The sequence below is a fragment of the Streptomyces sp. A1136 genome (assembly GCF_004795055.1).
Lineage (GTDB): Bacteria > Actinomycetota > Actinomycetes > Streptomycetales > Streptomycetaceae > Streptomyces.
This window is the reverse complement of record NZ_SSBJ01000001.1, coordinates 207,433-224,881: the sequence shown is the minus strand read 5'-3', so window position 1 is coordinate 224,881 and position 17,449 is coordinate 207,433. Positions and strand designations below refer to the sequence as shown.

Genomic DNA, 17,449 nt, shown 5'->3' with positions numbered 1-17,449 from the left:
TGCTCAGCGCCGGGGGCTGACGCCCCACTCCACCCGTTGTGCCTCCGAGGGCGTCGCGTCATGCGGCGCCCTCGCGGCGTCGGACAGCGTGAAGACGTCGCGCGCCCCGTCCAGGACCCCGCCGGAGGGGTCGTCCGAGCCGTCGCGCCGTACGACGTCCCGCTCGGGCAGCAGGATGTCCCGTACGACCACCGCGCAGAGGTAGAGGGTCGCCAGCAGGTGGAGGACGATCGCCAGCTGGTACCCCTCGACCGGCAGGCCCTGGTGCTTCTCGCCGCTCGTCGTGTAGGCCAGGTAGAACCAGATCCCGAGGAAGTACAGGACTTCGCCCGCCTGCCAGATCAGGAAGTCCCGCCAGCGCGGACGGGCGAGCGCCGCGAGGGGGATCAGCCACAGTACGTACTGCGGCGAGTACACCTTGTTGGCCAGGATGAAAGCCGCGACGACCAGGAAGGCGAGTTGCGCGAAGCGCGGCCTGCGGGGTGCCTTGAGGGTGAGCAGCCCGATGCCGGCGCACAGCAGCAGCGTGAGACAGGTGGCGTAGGTGTTCGCGTCGGTCAGGGGGTTTCCGGACCGCTGGGAGATCAGCAGCCACACCGAACCGAAGTCGATCGGTCGCTCCTGGCTGAAGGTGTAGAACTTCTTCCAGCCGTCCCAGGCGAAGTACATGACCGGAAGGTTCACCACGAGCCACGCGCCGACCGTCCCGGCCGCGGCGGCGCCGAAGGCCCGCCACTTACCGGCCCTCAGGCAGAGGACGAACAGCGCGCCGAGCAGCAGTACCGGGTAGAGCTTGGCCGCGGTGGCCAGCCCGACGAACACCCCGAAGAGCACGGTGCGGCCGCGGGACCACATCAGCATCGCGACGGCGGTCAGGGCGAGGGCCAACAGGTCCCAGTTGATCGTCGCGGTGAGCGCGAAGGCGGGTGCCAGGGCGAGCAGCAGGGCGTCCCACGGCCGACGACGGTGAGTACGGGCGACGCACACGGCGATGACTGCCGCGCAGATCATCAGCATCCCCGCGTTGACCATCCAGTACATCTGCTCGCGGTGCTGCATCGAGCCGCTGCCTGGGGTCAGCCATGAGGCGATCTGCATGAAGAGCCCGGTGAGGACCGGGTACTCCAGGTACTCCATGTCGCCCGGGAGCCGGTCCCAGTAGGGGGTGAGGCCGTCCGCGAAGCCCCGAACCACGTACAGGTGCGGGATGTCGGAGTAGCAGGCGTGGGTGTACTGGGAGCCGGCTCCGCGGAACCAGGCCCAGTCGTAGCACGGCACCTTCTGGACCATGCCGAGCGCGAACATGCCCAGCGCGACGAGGACCACGACGCGTACAGGGGTCAGCCAGTGGGCGCCCAGCCGGGCGTGGCGGCCGAACGGGCCGCCGATGAGCTCGCTGCCGGCGGCGGCGACCTCGTCCTGCTGGGTCGGCAGAACGGGCCGGTCCTCGTGCACCTTGGTCATGGGCTCATCCTGCCGTACCGCGCCCGGCACGCACGAGGGCCGCCGCACGGTGTGCGACGGCCCTCGTGGATTCGAGCGCGGAGGGGGTCAGCCCCCGGTGCCGAGGCTGGTGCCCCAGCTGGTGCCGCCCGGGCGACCCGGTTTGCCGGTGGGGGGCGGTGACGGCGATCCGGAGGTGCCGCCGTTCGGTCCGCCGTCGACGCCGCTGCTGGTGCCCGTGTCCGTGCCCCCGCTGGGGTCCGGGGGGCACAGCTTCCACGGCTGGCAGGTCGGCTTGCCGCCCTTCGAGGGGGACGGGGAGACCGACGCCGAGGGGCTCGCCGGAGGGGTGGACTGGGACGCGGAGGCGGAGGGGGAGGGCGCCGCCGGAGTCGGGGTGGGGGCTCCTGCGGCGTCCGCGACCACACCGACGTCCTCGGCTTCGGGGAAGTCCTTGACCGGAGCCCCCTTGAGCGCTTCCTTCATGTACTCGGTCCAGATGGTGGCGGGGATGTCACCACCGTGGATCGAGTCGATGTTGCCGACGCCGTTCATGGACTGCAGTCCCTGGTCCGGCTTGCTCGGGTCGCTGCGGAACAGGGTCACCGCGGTGGAGAGCTGCGGGGTGTAGCCGACGAACCAGGCCGACTTGTTCTTGTCCGTCGTACCGGTCTTGCCGGCCACGGGCCGTCCCAGCTTCTTGGCCTTGTTGCCGGTTCCCTCGGGGCTCTCGACGACGTTCTTGAGCACCTTGGTGATGTTGTCCGCGACCGAGTTGTCCATGGCGCGCTGCGGCTTGGGCGCCTCGAACCCGGGCAGCTCCGTGCCGTTCTTCTCGACCTTGGTGACCGAGTAGGGCTCGTGGTGGGTGCCCGAGGCGGCGAAGGTGGCGTAGGAGTCGGCCATCCGGATGGCGCTGGGCGTCGAGGTACCCAGGGCGAAGGAGGCGTTGTCGTTCGGGTCCATGGAATCCTTGAGGATGCCGGTGGACGCGGCCACGTCCCGGACCTTGCTGTGACCGACGTCGAAGACGAGCTGGGCGAACGGGACGTTGATGGACTTCTCCATCGCCTCGTTCAGCGTCACGTAGCCGTAGGCCCGTTCGCTCTCGTTCTTCTGCCTGAACGGCGTGCCGTCCTTGCCCAGCAGCGGCTTGCCGTCCCGGTCGTTGATCACCGTCATGTCATTGGCGTTGTACTTGCTGTCGGCCGAGATGCCCTCGCCCTTGGACTTCTTCGTGCCGTACTCCATCGCCGCCGCCAGCACGTACGGCTTCCAGGTCGAGCCGACCGGGACGCCGCTGGTGTTGGCGTTGTTGTTGAAGTACTTCTTGTCCATGCCGGGGCCGCCGTACAGGGCCACGATCGCGCCGGTGTTCACATCGACGGAAGCGGCGCCGAACTGGACGAAGGTGTCGGTCGCGGGCCGTGCCTTCTCGTCGATGAAACCGTTGCGGGTGTCCTCGACGGCCTTGGACAGCGCGTCCACCTTCGGCTTCTGGAAGGTGGTGTGGATCTGGTAGCCACCGCGGGCCAGATCGTCGGCGCCGATGTGCAAGGTCTTCATGACGTACTGCTTGGCCGTGTCGACCAGGTAGCCGGTCTGTCCGGACAGGCTGCGGACCTGCTCGGCTTCGATCCGGTCGGGGAACTTCGTGTACTTCGCCCGCTCGGTCGGGTCCATCCGGCCCACCGCGACCTCACGGTCCAGCACCCACGCCCAGCGCTGCCGGGCCCGCTCCTCGTTCAGCTTCGGAGTCGCCGCCGAGCCGAGGCCGCCGTCCGGGTTGTAGAGATTGGGCCCCTTGAGCATCGAGGCCAGGAAGGCGCTCTCCGAGGGGTCCAGCTTCTCGCTGTCCTTGCCGAAGTACGCGCGGGCGGCGGCCTGGATGCCGTAGGCGTCCCGGCCGTAGTAGGCGGTGTTGAGGTAGCCCGCGAGGACCGTGTTCTTGTCCACCGTCACACCGAGCTTTATCGCGATGAAGAGCTCGGTCACCTTCCGCTTCAGCGTCTGGTCGGAGCTCAGGAACGTGTTCTTGACGTACTGCTGGGTGATGGTCGACCCACCCTGGGTCGAGCCGCCCTTGGCCATGTTCACCACGGCGCGGGCGATGCCCATCGGGTCGACGCCCTTGTCCGTCTCGAAGCTCTCGTTCTCCGCCGCGATCACGGCGTTGCGCATCGAGAGGGGGATCTTGTCGATGGTCACGATCTGCCGGTTCATCGAACCGCCGGTGGCGACCATCTGGGAGTTGTCCGCCCAGAAGAAGACGTTGTTCTGCGCCTTCGCCGCCTTGTTCGCGTCAGGGGTGTTGACCATGGCGATACCGATGCCGGCGCCGGCGATGATCACCGCGAAGAAGCCGAGGATCGTGCCGCTCACCAGCTTCCAGGACGGCATGAAGCGCAGCCAGCCGTCCTTGTCGGAGCGCGGGTAATTGACGAGCCGCTTGTCCGGACGACCCTTGGCTCCCGCACGCCCACGGCCCGCGGGCCCTCTCTGGGTGGATCTGCGCGCGTCGGCCCGGCTGCCATGGGGGGGCTGGGCTCCTCCGTGTGGGCCGCTGCGTGAGGCCATGGGGACGTCACGTCCGGCCGCGGGGTCACGGCCCGGGCGCTGCTGCGCGGCCCGGCGGGACGCTGCACGCCCGCCGCCTTGGGGCTGCTGCGGCGGTTTGCGGCGGTGCTCGCTCATCGAACGACTACTCCTCGGGCAGGCGAGTGGCCTGGAAGCGGCGGTTGCATTCCGGTTCCCCCGGTGTCATGCGGCAAAGAGTACGCAGGGTCAAAACCCAATCAGTGCCGAAGTTCACCCCAAATCAGGCAACTTGCATCGTACGAATTGGTGATGTGACGCCGGTCACCACCCCACCACTTGTCGCCGCGAGCCGCCCGCTCTATCGTCTGGATGTATCGAGTCGATACATCAGCTCGACATAAACTCGGAGCCGGAGGAGGGCAGGCGGATGAGCAGGCGCTCAGGCATCCTCGAGTTCGCCGTCCTCGGTCTGCTCCGCGAGTCCCCCATGCACGGTTATGAGCTGCGTAAACGGCTCAACACCTCACTGGGAGTCTTCAGGGCGTTCAGCTACGGGACGCTCTACCCCTGCCTCAAGACGCTGGTCGCCAACGGCTGGTTGATCGAAGAACCGGGCAACGCCCCGGAAGACGCTCTCGCCGCGTCACTCGCGGGGCGCCGCGCCAAGATCGTCTACCGGTTGACGGCGGCGGGCAAGGAGCACTTCGAAGAGCTCCTCTCCCACACCGGCCCGGACACCTGGGAAGACGAGTCCTTCGCCGCCCGGTTCGCCTTCTTCGGGCAAACCGAGCGAGAAGTGCGGATGCGTGTGCTGGAGGGCCGCCGCAGCCGGCTGGAAGAGCGTCTGGAGAAGATGCGCGCCTCGCTCGCACGCACGCGGGAGCGGCTCGACGACTACACGCTTGAGCTGCAGCGGCACGGAATGGAATCCGTGGAGCGCGAAGTGCGCTGGCTGAACGAGCTCATCGAGAGCGAGCGGGCGGGACGGGATCAGAGACGACCCGGTCCGTCCGACGAAACTGCAAAGTGAGACCTGCATCTCGCAGGCCTCGTCCGAGAACAAACAGGGAGCAACCGGAATGGGTTCGGTTCGCGTAGCCATCGTCGGCGTGGGCAACTGCGCCGCCTCGCTGGTGCAGGGCGTCGAGTACTACAAGGACGCCGACCCGGCGGCCAAGGTCCCCGGTCTGATGCACGTCCAGTTCGGCGACTACCACGTGGGTGACGTCGAGTTCGTCGCCGCGTTCGACGTCGACGCGAAGAAGGTCGGCCTCGACCTTTCGGACGCCATCGGCGCCAGCGAGAACAACACCATCAAGATCTGTGACGTCCCGAACACGGGCGTCACCGTGCAGCGCGGCCACACCCTGGACGGCCTGGGCAAGTACTACCGCATGACCATCGAGGAGTCCGCCGAGGCTCCGGTCGACGTGGTCCAGATCCTCAAGGACCGTCAGGTCGACGTCCTGATCTGCTACCTCCCCGTCGGTTCCGAGGAAGCGGCGAAGTTCTACGCCCAGTGCGCCATCGACGCCAAGGTCGCCTTCGTCAACGCCCTCCCGGTCTTCATCGCCGGCACCAAGGAGTGGGCGGACAAGTTCACCGAGGCCGGTGTCCCGATCGTCGGCGACGACATCAAGTCCCAGGTCGGCGCCACCATCACGCACCGCGTGATGGCGAAGCTGTTCGAGGACCGCGGCGTCCGTCTTGAGCGCACCATGCAGCTCAACGTCGGCGGCAACATGGACTTCAAGAACATGCTCGAGCGCGACCGCCTCGAGTCGAAGAAGATCTCCAAGACGCAGGCCGTCACCTCGCAGATCCCCGACCGTGAGCTCGGCGAGAAGAACGTCCACATCGGTCCCTCCGACTACGTGGCGTGGCTCGACGACCGCAAGTGGGCCTACGTCCGCCTGGAGGGTCGCGCCTTCGGCGACGTCCCGCTGAACCTCGAGTACAAGCTCGAAGTTTGGGACTCCCCGAACTCGGCCGGTGTCATCATCGACGCGCTGCGCGCCGCGAAGATCGCCAAGGACCGCGGCATCGGCGGCCCGATCCTGTCGGCGTCGAGCTACTTCATGAAGTCCCCGCCGGTGCAGTACTTCGACGACGAGGCTTACGCGAACGTCGAGAAGTTCATCAAGGGCGAGGTCGAGCGCTAAGCAGGTCCGGCTCCACGCGTTCCACAAGGAGCACGCGAGGTCCGATTCTCCGGACATCCGGACGTCGACTGTTCTTCCGCCGAGGGTCCCCGGGCAACTGTGCCCGGGGACCCTCGGCGTGTGTGACCCTTGCCCTCATGCCTGTCGTACGTGATCTGCGCGTACTCCTGCGCCTGAGGAACTTCCGCAACCTGCTGACCGTACGGCTGCTCTCGCAGGCCGCCGACGGCGTCTACCAGGTCGCGCTCGCCACCTACGTGGTGTTCTCGCCGGAGAAGCAGACGTCACCCGCCGCCATCGCCTCGGCGATGGCGGTGTTGCTCCTGCCCTACTCAGTGATCGGCCCGTTCGCCGGTGTGCTGCTGGACCGCTGGCGCCGCAGACAGGTCTTCCTCTACGGCAACCTCCTGCGGGCCTTTCTCGCCTGTGTCACCGGCGTCCTGATCGTCTCCCACGTCCCCGACTGGCTGTTCTACGCCTCGGCCCTGTCCGTGACCGCCGTCAACCGCTTCGTCCTCGCCGGACTGGCCGCGTCGTTGCCCCGTGTCGTCGGACCCGGCCAGCTGGTGACCGCGAACGCGCTGTCGCCGACCGCCGGAACACTGGCGGCGACCGCGGGCGGTGGGCTGGCCTTCCTGCTCAGGCTCCTCGCCGCGAACTCCGACGCCTTGGTCGTACTTTTCGGAGCCTGCCTCTATCTGTGCGCCGCGCTCGTCTCGCTGCGCCTGGCCGTCGGCCTCCTCGGGCCCGACCACCCCCCGGGCCGGACACACCCCTCGCTGGCCCAGGCAGTGGTCCTTACCGTGCGGGGCATGGTCGAAGGCCTCAGGCACCTGGCCGGCCGCCGGGAAGCCGCGCAGGCGCTCACCGCGATGACCTTGATGCGGTTCTGCTACGGGGCGCTGCTCGTCACCCTGCTCATGCTCTGCCGCTACTCCTGGTCGGACGACGAGTCCGCCGGGCTCGCGCTGCTGGGCGTCGCGATCGGCGCCTCTGGCGCGGGGTTCTTCGTGGCCGCCGTCATCACACCGTGGTTGGTGGATCGGCTGGGCACCCGCGGGTGGATGATCCTCTGTGCCGGTGGCGCGGCGTTCCTGGTACCGACGCTCGGCCTGTTCTTCGCCCCCGGACCGATGCTCGTCGCCGCCTTCGCCCTCGGCATCGCCACACAGGGGGCCAAGATCTCCACCGACACCGTCGTGCAGTTCCAGGTCGAAGACGAGTTCCGCGGCCGGGTCTTCTCCGTCTATGACGTGCTCTTCAACGCCGCTTTCGTGGCAGCGGCCGCGGTCGCCTCACTGATGCTCCCCGCCGACGGCCGATCCGTTCCCCTGGTGGTGAGCGTGGCCGTCCTCTACGCCGTTACGGCGGCGCTCCTCCTGCGGCAGGGCCGACGCCCCGCCGAGAGCACCACCGGGCCGTAGTCACGACGCGGGCCGGGGCGATGTTTCACGTGAAACATCGGAGGTTCCACATGGAACATCACGGCTGTTTCACGTGAAACATCACATTGAGCCGCCAGGCTCAAGCCGCCTCAGGCCTGGGAGGCCCACCAGTCCTTCAAGGCCGCCACCGCCGCGTCGTGCCCCATCGGCCCGTTCTCCAGCCGCTGCTCCAGCAGGAACGCGTACGCCTTGCCGATCACCGGACCAGGGCCCACGCCCAGAACCTGCTGGATCTCGTTGCCGTTCAGGTCGGGCCGGATCGCGTCCAGCTCCTCCTGCTCCTGAAGCTGCGCGATCCGCTCCTCAAGGCCGTCGTAGGTCCGGGAGAGCGCACTCGCCTTGCGCTTGTTGCGGGTGGTGCAGTCGGACCGCGTCAGTTTGTGCAGGCGCTCCAACAGCGGACCCGCGTCACGGACGTAGCGGCGCACCGCCGAGTCGGTCCACTCGCCGTCGCCGTACCCGTGGAAGCGCAGGTGCAGCTCCACCAGTCGGGACACGTCCTTGACCATGTCGTTGGAGTACTTCAAGGCGGTCATGCGCTTCTTGGTCATCTTCGCGCCCACCACCTCGTGGTGGTGGAAGGAGACGCGGCCGTCGCTCTCGAACCTGCGGGTGCGGGGCTTGCCGATGTCGTGGAACAGGGCGGCGAGGCGCAGCACGAGGTCCGGGCTGTCCTCCTCCAGGTCGATCGCCTGCTCCAGCACCGTCAGGGAGTGCTCGTAGACGTCCTTGTGCCGGTGGTGCTCGTCACTCTCCAAGCGGAGGGCGGGCAGCTCGGGCAGTACCCGGTCCGCCAGACCGGTGTCCACGAGCAACCCGAGGCCCTTGCGGGGGTGGGCCGACAGCAGGAGCTTGTTCAGCTCACCCTGTACCCGCTCCGCCGAGACGATCTCGATCCGCTCCGACATGGCCTTCATGGCCGCCACGACCTCGGGCGCGACCTCGAAGTCCAGCTGTGCGGCGAAGCGGGCCGCACGCAACATCCGCAGCGGGTCGTCCGAGAAGGAGTCCTCGGGGGTCCCGGGCGTGCGCAGGACGCCTTCCCGAAGGTCCTCCAGACCCCCGTGCGGGTCCACGAACTCCTTCTCGGGCAGCGCGACGGCCATCGCGTTCACCGTGAAGTCACGGCGGACGAGATCCTCCTCGATGGAGTCGCCGTAGGACACCTCCGGCTTGCGCGAGGTTCGGTCGTACGACTCGGAGCGGTACGTGGTCACCTCGATCTGGAAGTTCCGGTCGGTGCCCTCGACGCGGGCCCGCTTGTGCGCCCCGACGGTGCCGAAGGCGATACCGACGTCCCACACCGAGTCGGCCCAGGGCCGCATGATCCTCAGCACGTCCTGGGGACGGGCGTCGGTGGTGAAGTCGAGGTCATTGCCGAGACGCCCGAGCAGCGCATCGCGTACGGAGCCCCCGACCAGGGCGAGACGGAAGCCCGCCTCCTGGAAACGGCGGCCGAGCTCGTCGGCGACAGGGGCGACGCGCAGCAGTTCACTGACCGCTCGGTGCTGCACCTGACTCAGGGCACTGGGGGTGTCTTCATTGGCGTTCGGCACAACAGAAAAGGGTACGTGGCCCGCCCGGCCGGGGCCGCCGCGTTTTGCGGCCACCCCGCCCCACCACGCCCGCGGGCCGCTACCGATCATGTGGAGCAAGGCGCGGCACTCGCGCACAGCGCGCCTCGTTACCATTCGTGGACGCACAACCGACGACCACTGACACTTCGAGGGACGGGCGAGCGCGTGGCCGAGGCGGCAGACATCCTGGGGGCAGCCGCCCCTGCCCGGCGCCGCTGGCTGCGGCGGGCAGTCGTCCTGCTCGCCGGCACGCCGGTCCTCGCCGCCCTGATCTACGCCCCGGCCCCATCGGCGCAGGCCGCCGACTCATCCGTCGACGTCCATTTGCTCGAGGTGTCGCCCAGCGCTCCTGTGAAGAGCGACACCCTCACCATCTCCGGCAGCGTGGTCAACAACAGCCGCGAGGTGATCAAGGGCGCGCATGTCGGGCTGCGTGTGGGGCCCGTCCTGGGTGATCGGGCGTCCATCGACGAGGTGGCGGACCGCACCGGCTTCCGGGCCGGCGTGGACCCGGGGGAGATCGACTCGGCGTACGCGGTGAAGATCGACTCGTTGCCCTCGAAGGCCAGCCGGCAGTTCACCATCAACGTCCCGGTCGGCAAGCTGGACCTGGGCAAGGACGGCGTGTACCAGCTGGGTGTCTCGCTGTCGGGAGAGACCGACAGCCGACCGTACGAGCAGGTACTCGGCATCCGGCGGACGTTTCTGCCGTGGCAACCCGAGGCCGCCGCCAAGCGCTCCTCCCTCACGTACGCCTGGCCGCTGATCGCCGCCACCAGGGTCACGGCGGAGACCGGCTCGGACGAGTCCCAGACGCCCGTCTTCCTCGACGACTCCCTGGCCAAGGAGCTGGCCTCGGGCGGCCGCCTGGAGCGGATGGTTTCCCTCGGCAAGGACCTGCCGATCACCTGGGTCATCGATCCCGACCTGCTCTACACGGTCGACGCCATGGCCAAGGGCTATCGGATTCGCAACCCCGATCCCGACGGCAAGCCACTGCCGGGCAGAAGCAGGGCCGTGGCCGAGCAGTGGCTGAGCGCCCTGGAGAGCGCGGTCCAGGGCAAGAAGGTCGTCGCGCTGCCCTACGCCGACCCCGACCTCGCGTCCCTCGCCCACCACGGCAAGGACGTCTCGGGCACGCTCGGCCAGCTGCGGCCGGCCACCGACAAGGCGAAGCAGGCCGTCGAGACGGTCCTGCACGTCACCCCGTCCACCGACTTCTCCTGGCCCGTGAACGGCGCGATCGACCCGTCGATCGTCAACGTCGCCACCTCGGCAGGAGCCCACAACGTCCTCACCCGCAGCGACAGCCTCCAGGAAACCGGCGCCCTCGGCTACACGCCGACGGCCGCCCGTCCCATTGGCGCGGGCGCGACCGCGATCGTCGCCGACGCCGAACTGTCGACGGCGTTCGAAGGCGACATGCTCAATGCCAGGGATTCCACGCTCGCCGTGCAGAGGTTCCTGGCCCACAGTCTCGCGCTCAATCTGCAGGGCGGCGACGAGCAGCGCAGCTTCGTCGTCACCCCGCAGCGGATGCCGTCCGCCAGTCAGGCCGAATCCATGGCGGCCGCGTTGCGGGGCCTGCAGGGCGGCCGCTGGACCCAGCCCGCCGACCTCGACGCGGCGGCTTCCGCCAAGCCCGACCCCGGCGCCGCCACCCAGGTCCCGGGCGCCGGCCAGTACCCGGAGGCACTCAGCCGTCAGGAACTCCCGGTGTCGGCGTTCGAGAAGATCCGGACCACTCAGGACACCCTCGACCGCTTCAAGGTGATCCTCGCCGCCCCCGAGCGGGTCGAGATCCCCTTCGGCAACACCACGAACCGGGAGATGTCCACCTCGTGGCGAGGTCGGCCCGAGGAGGCCGCCCTCTACCGGGACCAGGTGCAGAACTACCTGATCGGGCTCACCGAGAAGGTCAAGGTCGTGCCCAAGTCCGACGCCACCTTGTCGGGACACAGCGCGATCATCCCGGTCAGCGTCCAGAACAGCCTCGTGCAGGACGTCCACAACCTGGTCCTGCGCGTGAAGTCGGCCAACCCCACGCGTCTGATGTTCGGCGACAGCGGAACGGCCGAGCAGGACGTCAACGTCCAGGCCGATCACAGTCAGACCCTGAAATTCACCGCGAACGCCACCGCGAGCGGTCCCGTCGAGGTCAGCGCGCAGTTGTTCACGAAGGACGGCGTCCCCTACGGCAAGGAACAGAAGTTCACCGTGGAGGCCACCGAGGTCACTCCCACCGTCATGCTCGTCATCGCGGGCGGCGTTCTCCTCCTCGTGCTCGCAGGCATCAAGATGTACGCGAGCCGCAAGCGCGTGGCGGCCCGCGCGGCCGCCCAGGAGAGCACGCAGCCGAGTGACGAGTCCCCGGACACCGGACCGCAAAGCACAAGCGGGTCCGGCGCGGGTGAGACAGTGGACCGTTGAAGCGATGCCGTGGCCGGTCGGCCTGGGGACGATGAGGTGGGGTTTCGATGAACGCGCCGTACGACGGTGACCGCGCGCAGGGCACTGGTGGGCCGGCGCCCTCCCAGGGCACCGCGCCGGGTGCCCCCGTGCCCGGGCAGGCCTCCGCGCCCGCACCCGCACCGGATCACGACCCGTATGTCCAGGACGCCTACGACTACGACCCGTACCGGTCCCAGGACCTGTCGGCCCAGGACCCGGTGGCGGAGGTCCTGTACGACCGGGCCTCCCACCCCCCGCCGCCTCCGGGCACCTACCTCGAACCGGGCCCCCTCTACGCGGCTCCGCAGCCGCCCGCGTACGGCGGTCCCGACGCGCGCGTCTGGGCCCAGACCCCACCGCCCGAGCCGGACGGCCCTTCCCGCCACCTGCCCTACGGTGACCGCCCCACGACGACGGAGTTCGTCGGCGTGGACTCCTTGGTGACCAAGGCCGCGGACGAGCAGCCCGAACCGGATGCCTTCGCGCACCTGTACCGGGACCAGGAGGCGGCCCCGCAGGTTCTCGCCGAAGAGCCCCCGGTCGCCGTCCCGGCGCCGACCAAGCCCACCGGGAAGGCCTCCGGACTCCTGAAGTCCAGCGCCCTGATGGCGGCCGGCACGATCGTGTCCCGCATCACCGGCTTCCTGCGGACGCTCGTGATCGGCACCGCGATCGGTGTCACCACCCTCAACGACAGCTACCAGGTCGCCAACACCCTGCCGACGATGATCTACGTGCTGGTCGGCGGCGGCGCCCTGAACGCCGTGTTCATCCCCCAGCTGGTCCGCGCGATGAAGAACGACGACGACGGCGGCGAGGCGTACGCCAACCGCCTCCTGACGCTCGTCGTGGTGTTGCTCGGCGCCGTCACCACCGTCTGCGTCCTCGCCGCCCCGCTGTTCATCGGCATGATGTCTCAGAAGATCGCCGACGACCCGCACCGGATGGAGGTCGCTGTCGCCTTCGCCCACTACTGCCTGCCCACCATGTTCTTCATGGGCGTGCACGTGGTGCTCGGACAGATCCTGAACGCCCGCGGCCGTTTCGGCGCGATGATGTGGACCCCCGTCCTCAACAACATCGTCGTCATCGCCACGTTCGGAGCGTTCATCTGGGCCTTCGGCGGCTTCACCAGCACCGGCATCGACGAGGCGAGCATCACCCCCGAGGGCGTCCGGCTGCTCGGCCTGGGCACCCTGCTCGGTCTCGCCGTCCAGTCCCTGGCGATGATCCCCTACCTGCGTGACGCCGGTTTCAAGCCGCGCCTGCGCTTCGACTGGAAGGGTCACGGACTCGGCAAGGCCGCCGGCCTCGCCAAGTGGACCTTCTTCTTCGTCCTGGCCAACCAGCTCGGCCTCATCGTGGTGACCCAGCTCGCGACCTGGGCGGGGGACGTCGCGCACTCCCAGGGCCACGACGGCACCGGCATCGCCGCCTACAACTACGCGCTGCTGCTGTGGCAGATGCCCCAGGCCATCATCACCGTCTCGGTCATGACCGCGGTCCTGCCCCGCATTTCCCGCTCGGCACACGACGGTGACGTAGCCGCCGTCCGCGACGACATCTCCTACGGTCTGCGCACCTCGGCCGTCGCCATCGTGCCCTGCGCCTTCGCGTTCCTCGCGCTCGGCGTCCCGATGTCCACCCTGCTCTACGCCGGCTCCGGCGCGGCGACCGCCCAGAACATCGGCTACATCCTGATGGCCTTCGGCCTCGGGCTCATCCCGTACTCCGTCCAGTACGTCGTCCTGCGCGGCTTCTACGCCTACGAGGACACCCGCACGCCCTTCTACAACACCGTCATCGTCGCCGCCGTCAACGCGGGCGTCTCGGCCCTTGCCTTCTTCGCCCTGCCCGAGCGCTGGGCCGTCGTCGGCATGGGCGCCGCCTACGGCCTCGGCTACACCGTCGGCGTGGGCGTCGCCTGGCGTCGCCTGCGGGCCCGCCTCGGCGGTGACCTCGACGGAGCGCACGTGATGCGTACGTACACCCGCCTCATCGGTGCTTGTGTCCCGGCCGCGGTCGTGGCGGGCGCGGCCGCGTACGGGGTCACCCAGTGGTTGGGCAGCGGAGCCCTCGGGTCGCTCGCCGCCCTCGTGGCCGGCTTCATCGCCTTGGCCGCCGTCTTCCTCGCCGCCGCCAAGCGCATGCGGGTGGAGGAACTCAACGCGATGGTCGGTATGGTCCGGGGACGTCTGGGGCGCTGATGGGCGGACCCGCCGACGGTTCGACCCTCCTTCGCGTGTCGTGCGGAGCGCCGGACTGTGGGCACAATTGGCATGGCTTCGCAGACTGGCCGACAGCGTGCAACGGATGGGGAGGCAGGGACGACGGTGGCGGAACGTAGCACGGCTGCCGTCGACGTGGCCGACAACAGCGGCGATGAGCCGCTGACCGCGGAAGCGGTCAAGGCCACGGCCGACGGGGTGGACACCCAGAACGACCGAGCCGCGGACGGATCCATGCGCGAAACGGACGGCGAACGCAGAGCAGCCGCGCCCGTGGCGGCGCCCGAACTGCACAGCGGCCACAAGCTCGCCAGGCGCTACCGCCTCGAGGAGTGCGTCACCCGTCTGGACGGATTCAGCAGCTGGCGTGCGATGGACGAGAAGCTGCGTCGCGCCGTCGGGGTCCATCTGCTGCCCGCGGACCACCCCCGGGCCAGGGCCGTCCTGGCCGCGGCCCGCTCCTCCGCGCTGCTCGGCGATCCCCGGTTCGTCCAGGTCCTCGACGCCGTGGAGGAGAACGACCTCGTCTACGTCGTACACGAGTGGCTGCCGGACGCTACCGAATTCACCGCCATCCTCGCCGCCGGGCCCCTGGAGGCCCACGAGGCGTACCAACTCGTCAGCCAGGTGTCGCAGGCCATGGCCGCGGCCCACCGCGAAGGCCTGGCGCACCTGCGGCTGACTCCCAGCGCGATACTGCGCACCTCCACCGGCCAGTACCGCATCCGCGGCCTCGCCGTGAACGCCGCCCTGCGCGGGATCACCAGCGACACCCCGCAGCAGGCCGACACCGAGGCGATCGGCGCGCTGCTGTACGCGGCCCTGACCCAGCGCTGGCCGTACGAGACGGACGCCTACGGGCTCACCGGCCTGCCCAAGGGCGTCGGGCTGATCGCCCCCGACCAGGTACGCGCCGGGGTACACCGGGGTCTGGGAGAACTGGCCATGCGCGCGCTGGCCAACGACGGGGCCACCGCCTCCCGCCAGGAGCCCGCCTGCACCACTCCGGAGGAGTTGGCCAAGGCCGTCACCGCGATGCCGCGCATCCGGCCGCCGGAGCCCGCCTTCACCGCCCCGCCCGAGTACCAGCACACCACCTACCAGCAGGGCAGCTACGTCCGGCACCCGGCAACCGGCCTGCCCACCGTGCAGAGCCTCGCCGTCCCGCCCCCTTCGCCGCTGCAGAGCCGAACGGGCCGGGCCCTCAAGTGGGGTGTCGCGGCGCTGCTCATCGCCGCCCTCGGTCTCGGCAGCTGGCAGCTCGCCGACACCCTCCTGGACCGCGTCAAACAGAGCGGCAACGGCGGCGGCAACGGCACGTCGCAGTCGTCCGGGACGGACGACACCAAGAAGAACCCCGACCTCGTCCCGCTGCAGATCAAGGGCGCCGAGGAGTACTACCCGGACGGGATTCCCCAGAACACGGATGGGGTCGCGCAGAGCTACGACAGCGACCGTTCCTCGTACTGGCGGACCAAGTCGTTCACCGACGGCCCGGACTTGGGCGCTTACAAGGCGGGCGTCGGCCTCGTGTTCGACCTGGGCTCCGAGCAGGAGGTCAGCAAGGCCTCGATAGCGTTCAAGTTCGATGGCGACCACACCACCGCCGCGATCTACGCGGCACCGAACATGTCCTCGAAGACCCCGCTGAAATCCATGCACAAGATCGCAGCGGGTACGACTTCCGCCAGTCAACTCGCCCTCACGGCGGAGACCCCCGTCAAAACCCGCTACGTGCTGTTGTGGATCACTGCCATGCCGAAGTCGGGACCGTACGAATACAGTGGCGCCGGCTACAAGCAGGCCGTCACCGACGTCGCCCTTTCAGGTCCCGGCAGTTCCTGAGGCCGGAGAGGACGAGCGAACGGGACCGTGAGGGCAGCCCCCTCACGGTCCCGTTCGGTACCACGTCGTGCCGCAACGCCTGCTCCGGCCGCCTCACCAACTGCACGGCTCCCACCAGGAGGGGAACATGAAGCCTGCGGCTGACGACCCCGAGCGGGCCGGGGACCAAGAGCTGCTCGCGCGGCACGTCGCGGGGGACCCCGATGCGTTCGGGGAACTGGTGCGGCGACACCGCGACCGGTTGTGGGCCGTGGCACTGCGCACCCTCGGCGACCGGGAGGAGGCCGCCGACGCCGTGCAGGACGCGCTCGTCTCCGCCTACCGGGCCGCCCACACCTTCCGAGGCGACTCCGCCGTCACCACCTGGCTGCACCGGATCACCGTCAACGCCTGCCTCGACCGGGCCCGCAAGGCGGCTTCCCGCAGGACGGCGCCCCTCGACGACACGGACCGGCTGGAGCGGCTCCTGGAGCCCCACGAGTCGGCCGAGGCCCCCGCGGAGCGCCAGGACCTCCACCGGCAGCTACTGGCCGCCCTGGGTACCCTCCCGGCCGAGCAGCGGGCCGCGCTCGTCCTGGTCGACATGCAGGGATACCCCGTCGCCGAAGCCGCGAGGGTCCTCGACGTCGCCGTGGGGACGGTCAAGAGCCGCTGCGCGCGGGGCCGGGCGAAGCTGCTCCCGCTGCTCACTCATCTGCGCTCGAATGCAGGGGATAACACCGCCGTCGAGCGGGGAAGGAACCGGACGCCGGGGCCATCCGTCCCATCAGCGCCAGAACCCAGGCAGCCAGACCCAGACGCATTGAAGGGCGGAGGTGGACGACCGTGAGCCCCACAACCGGCACGACCGGCACAATCCGGCACCCGGACGTCGCGGAGATCTCCGACCTGACCGAAGGATTGCTCTCACCGGCCCGCACCGCCGCCGTACGCGGCCACCTCGACGACTGTGCCCTGTGCGCCGACGTCCTCGCCTCGCTCCAGGAGATCCGGGCCCTGCTCGGCACCCTTCCCGGCCCGAGCCGGATGCCCGCCGACATCGCGGGCCGAATCGACGCCGCTCTCGCCGCCGAGGCGCTCCTGGACTCCACATCCCGGCACGCCGAGCCGGCTCCCGCATTCCCGGGCCGCGATGTTTCACGTGAAACATCGCCGTCCTCCCCCGCTCGACCGGCGGGTCACCCGGCCGGCCCCACCGGCCCGGGCCGGCGCCGGGCCCGTCGGCGGATCGCCGTCCTCACCGGTCTCGCGGGGGCCGCGGCCTGCGTCCTGGGCCTCTTCCTCTCCGGTGGGCTGGGCGGCTCACCCCAGCACACCGTCGCCCGCACCGGCACCTCGGCCACCACCGGTCCGCACACCTCCGACAGCCTGTCCTCCCAAGGGCTCCAAGGCAGCGTCGATCGCCTCCTCGCTTCGGGCGCGAAGCCGCAGACCAAGCCGGAGGAGAGGAACAACACCTACGGCATGGAGAACGCCTCTCCCCAGATCGCCCCCGACGAACGGCAGTCCTCCACCGTTCCGCCGTGCGTTCGGGAGGCGACCGGCCGTACAGACACGCCGCTCGCCGCCGAACACGGCACCTATCAGGGCACGGACGTCTACCTCGTCGTCCTTCCACACCCCGACGACCCGGCCCGGGTGGACGCCTTCGTCGTCCCGAGCGGCTGCGCCGACGTCCCTTCGGCGGCCCCGGGCAAGCCGATGCTGACCGGCACGTACGCCCGACCCTGACCCGTTCAGGTCCGAGCCGGGCCCAGCCG

General features: G+C 69.4%; 11 protein-coding genes. 8 read left to right on the top strand and 3 right to left on the bottom strand.

From position 1 onward, the window contains the following. Positions 1-3: 3 nt before the first annotated feature. Both E6R62_RS01055 and E6R62_RS01050 read right to left on the bottom strand, forming a co-directional pair. On the bottom strand, positions 4-1,464 hold the full coding sequence (locus tag E6R62_RS01055; RefSeq protein WP_136210359.1) for a glycosyltransferase family 87 protein: 1,461 nt from the start codon (positions 1,462-1,464) through the stop codon (positions 4-6). Positions 1,465-1,551: 87 nt separating this feature from the next. Then, entirely contained in the window at positions 1,552-4,137 is a 2,586-nt protein-coding gene (locus E6R62_RS01050) for a transglycosylase domain-containing protein (RefSeq protein WP_136210357.1), read from the bottom strand. A gap of 271 nt (positions 4,138-4,408) precedes the next feature. Here E6R62_RS01050 and E6R62_RS01045 point away from each other — a divergent pair, with 271 nt between their 5' ends. The 3 genes from E6R62_RS01045 (at position 4,409) to E6R62_RS01035 (ending at position 7,567) form a co-directional block, all read left to right on the top strand. Continuing rightward, a complete protein-coding gene (locus tag E6R62_RS01045) occupies positions 4,409-5,011 on the top strand; it encodes a PadR family transcriptional regulator (RefSeq protein ID WP_136210355.1) in 603 nt (200 codons plus the stop codon). Positions 5,012-5,060: 49 nt separating this feature from the next. Beyond that, the gene (locus E6R62_RS01040; protein WP_136210353.1) at positions 5,061-6,143 is read left to right on the top strand and encodes an inositol-3-phosphate synthase; all 1,083 of its coding nucleotides are present in this window, start codon (positions 5,061-5,063) and stop codon (positions 6,141-6,143) included. A gap of 137 nt (positions 6,144-6,280) precedes the next feature. Continuing rightward, positions 6,281-7,567, top strand: a complete 1,287-nt coding sequence (locus E6R62_RS01035) for an MFS transporter (protein ID WP_136210351.1) — start codon at positions 6,281-6,283, stop codon at positions 7,565-7,567. Between the two features lie 110 nt (positions 7,568-7,677). Here the strand turns inward: E6R62_RS01035 and E6R62_RS01030 are convergent, their stop codons facing one another. Next, positions 7,678-9,144 (bottom strand): CCA tRNA nucleotidyltransferase, encoded by a 1,467-nt coding sequence (locus tag E6R62_RS01030; RefSeq protein ID WP_136210349.1) that lies wholly within the window; start codon positions 9,142-9,144, stop codon positions 7,678-7,680. Between the two features lie 186 nt (positions 9,145-9,330). Here E6R62_RS01030 and E6R62_RS01025 point away from each other — a divergent pair, with 186 nt between their 5' ends. The 5 genes from E6R62_RS01025 (at position 9,331) to E6R62_RS01005 (ending at position 17,420) form a co-directional block, all read left to right on the top strand. Beyond that, positions 9,331-11,595 carry a DUF6049 family protein gene (locus tag E6R62_RS01025; protein ID WP_136210347.1) on the top strand — a complete coding sequence of 755 codons (2,265 nt, stop codon included), beginning with the start codon at positions 9,331-9,333 and terminating at the stop codon, positions 11,593-11,595. Between the two features lie 47 nt (positions 11,596-11,642). Beyond that, complete coding sequence (gene murJ / locus E6R62_RS01020; RefSeq protein WP_136210345.1) at positions 11,643-13,823, top strand: murein biosynthesis integral membrane protein MurJ; 2,181 nt, start codon at positions 11,643-11,645, stop codon at positions 13,821-13,823. Between the two features lie 126 nt (positions 13,824-13,949). Next, positions 13,950-15,689, top strand: coding sequence for a protein kinase family protein (locus tag E6R62_RS01015; RefSeq protein ID WP_136210343.1), 1,740 nt, complete (start codon positions 13,950-13,952; stop codon positions 15,687-15,689). Positions 15,690-15,816: 127 nt separating this feature from the next. Continuing rightward, complete coding sequence (gene sigM, locus E6R62_RS01010; RefSeq protein ID WP_136210341.1) at positions 15,817-16,518, top strand: RNA polymerase sigma factor SigM; 702 nt, start codon at positions 15,817-15,819, stop codon at positions 16,516-16,518. Then, entirely contained in the window at positions 16,515-17,420 is a 906-nt protein-coding gene (locus tag E6R62_RS01005) for an anti-sigma factor (protein WP_136210339.1), read from the top strand. Before sigM ends, E6R62_RS01005 begins: the two co-directional genes overlap by 4 nt. The last annotated feature ends 29 nt before the right edge of the window (positions 17,421-17,449 follow it).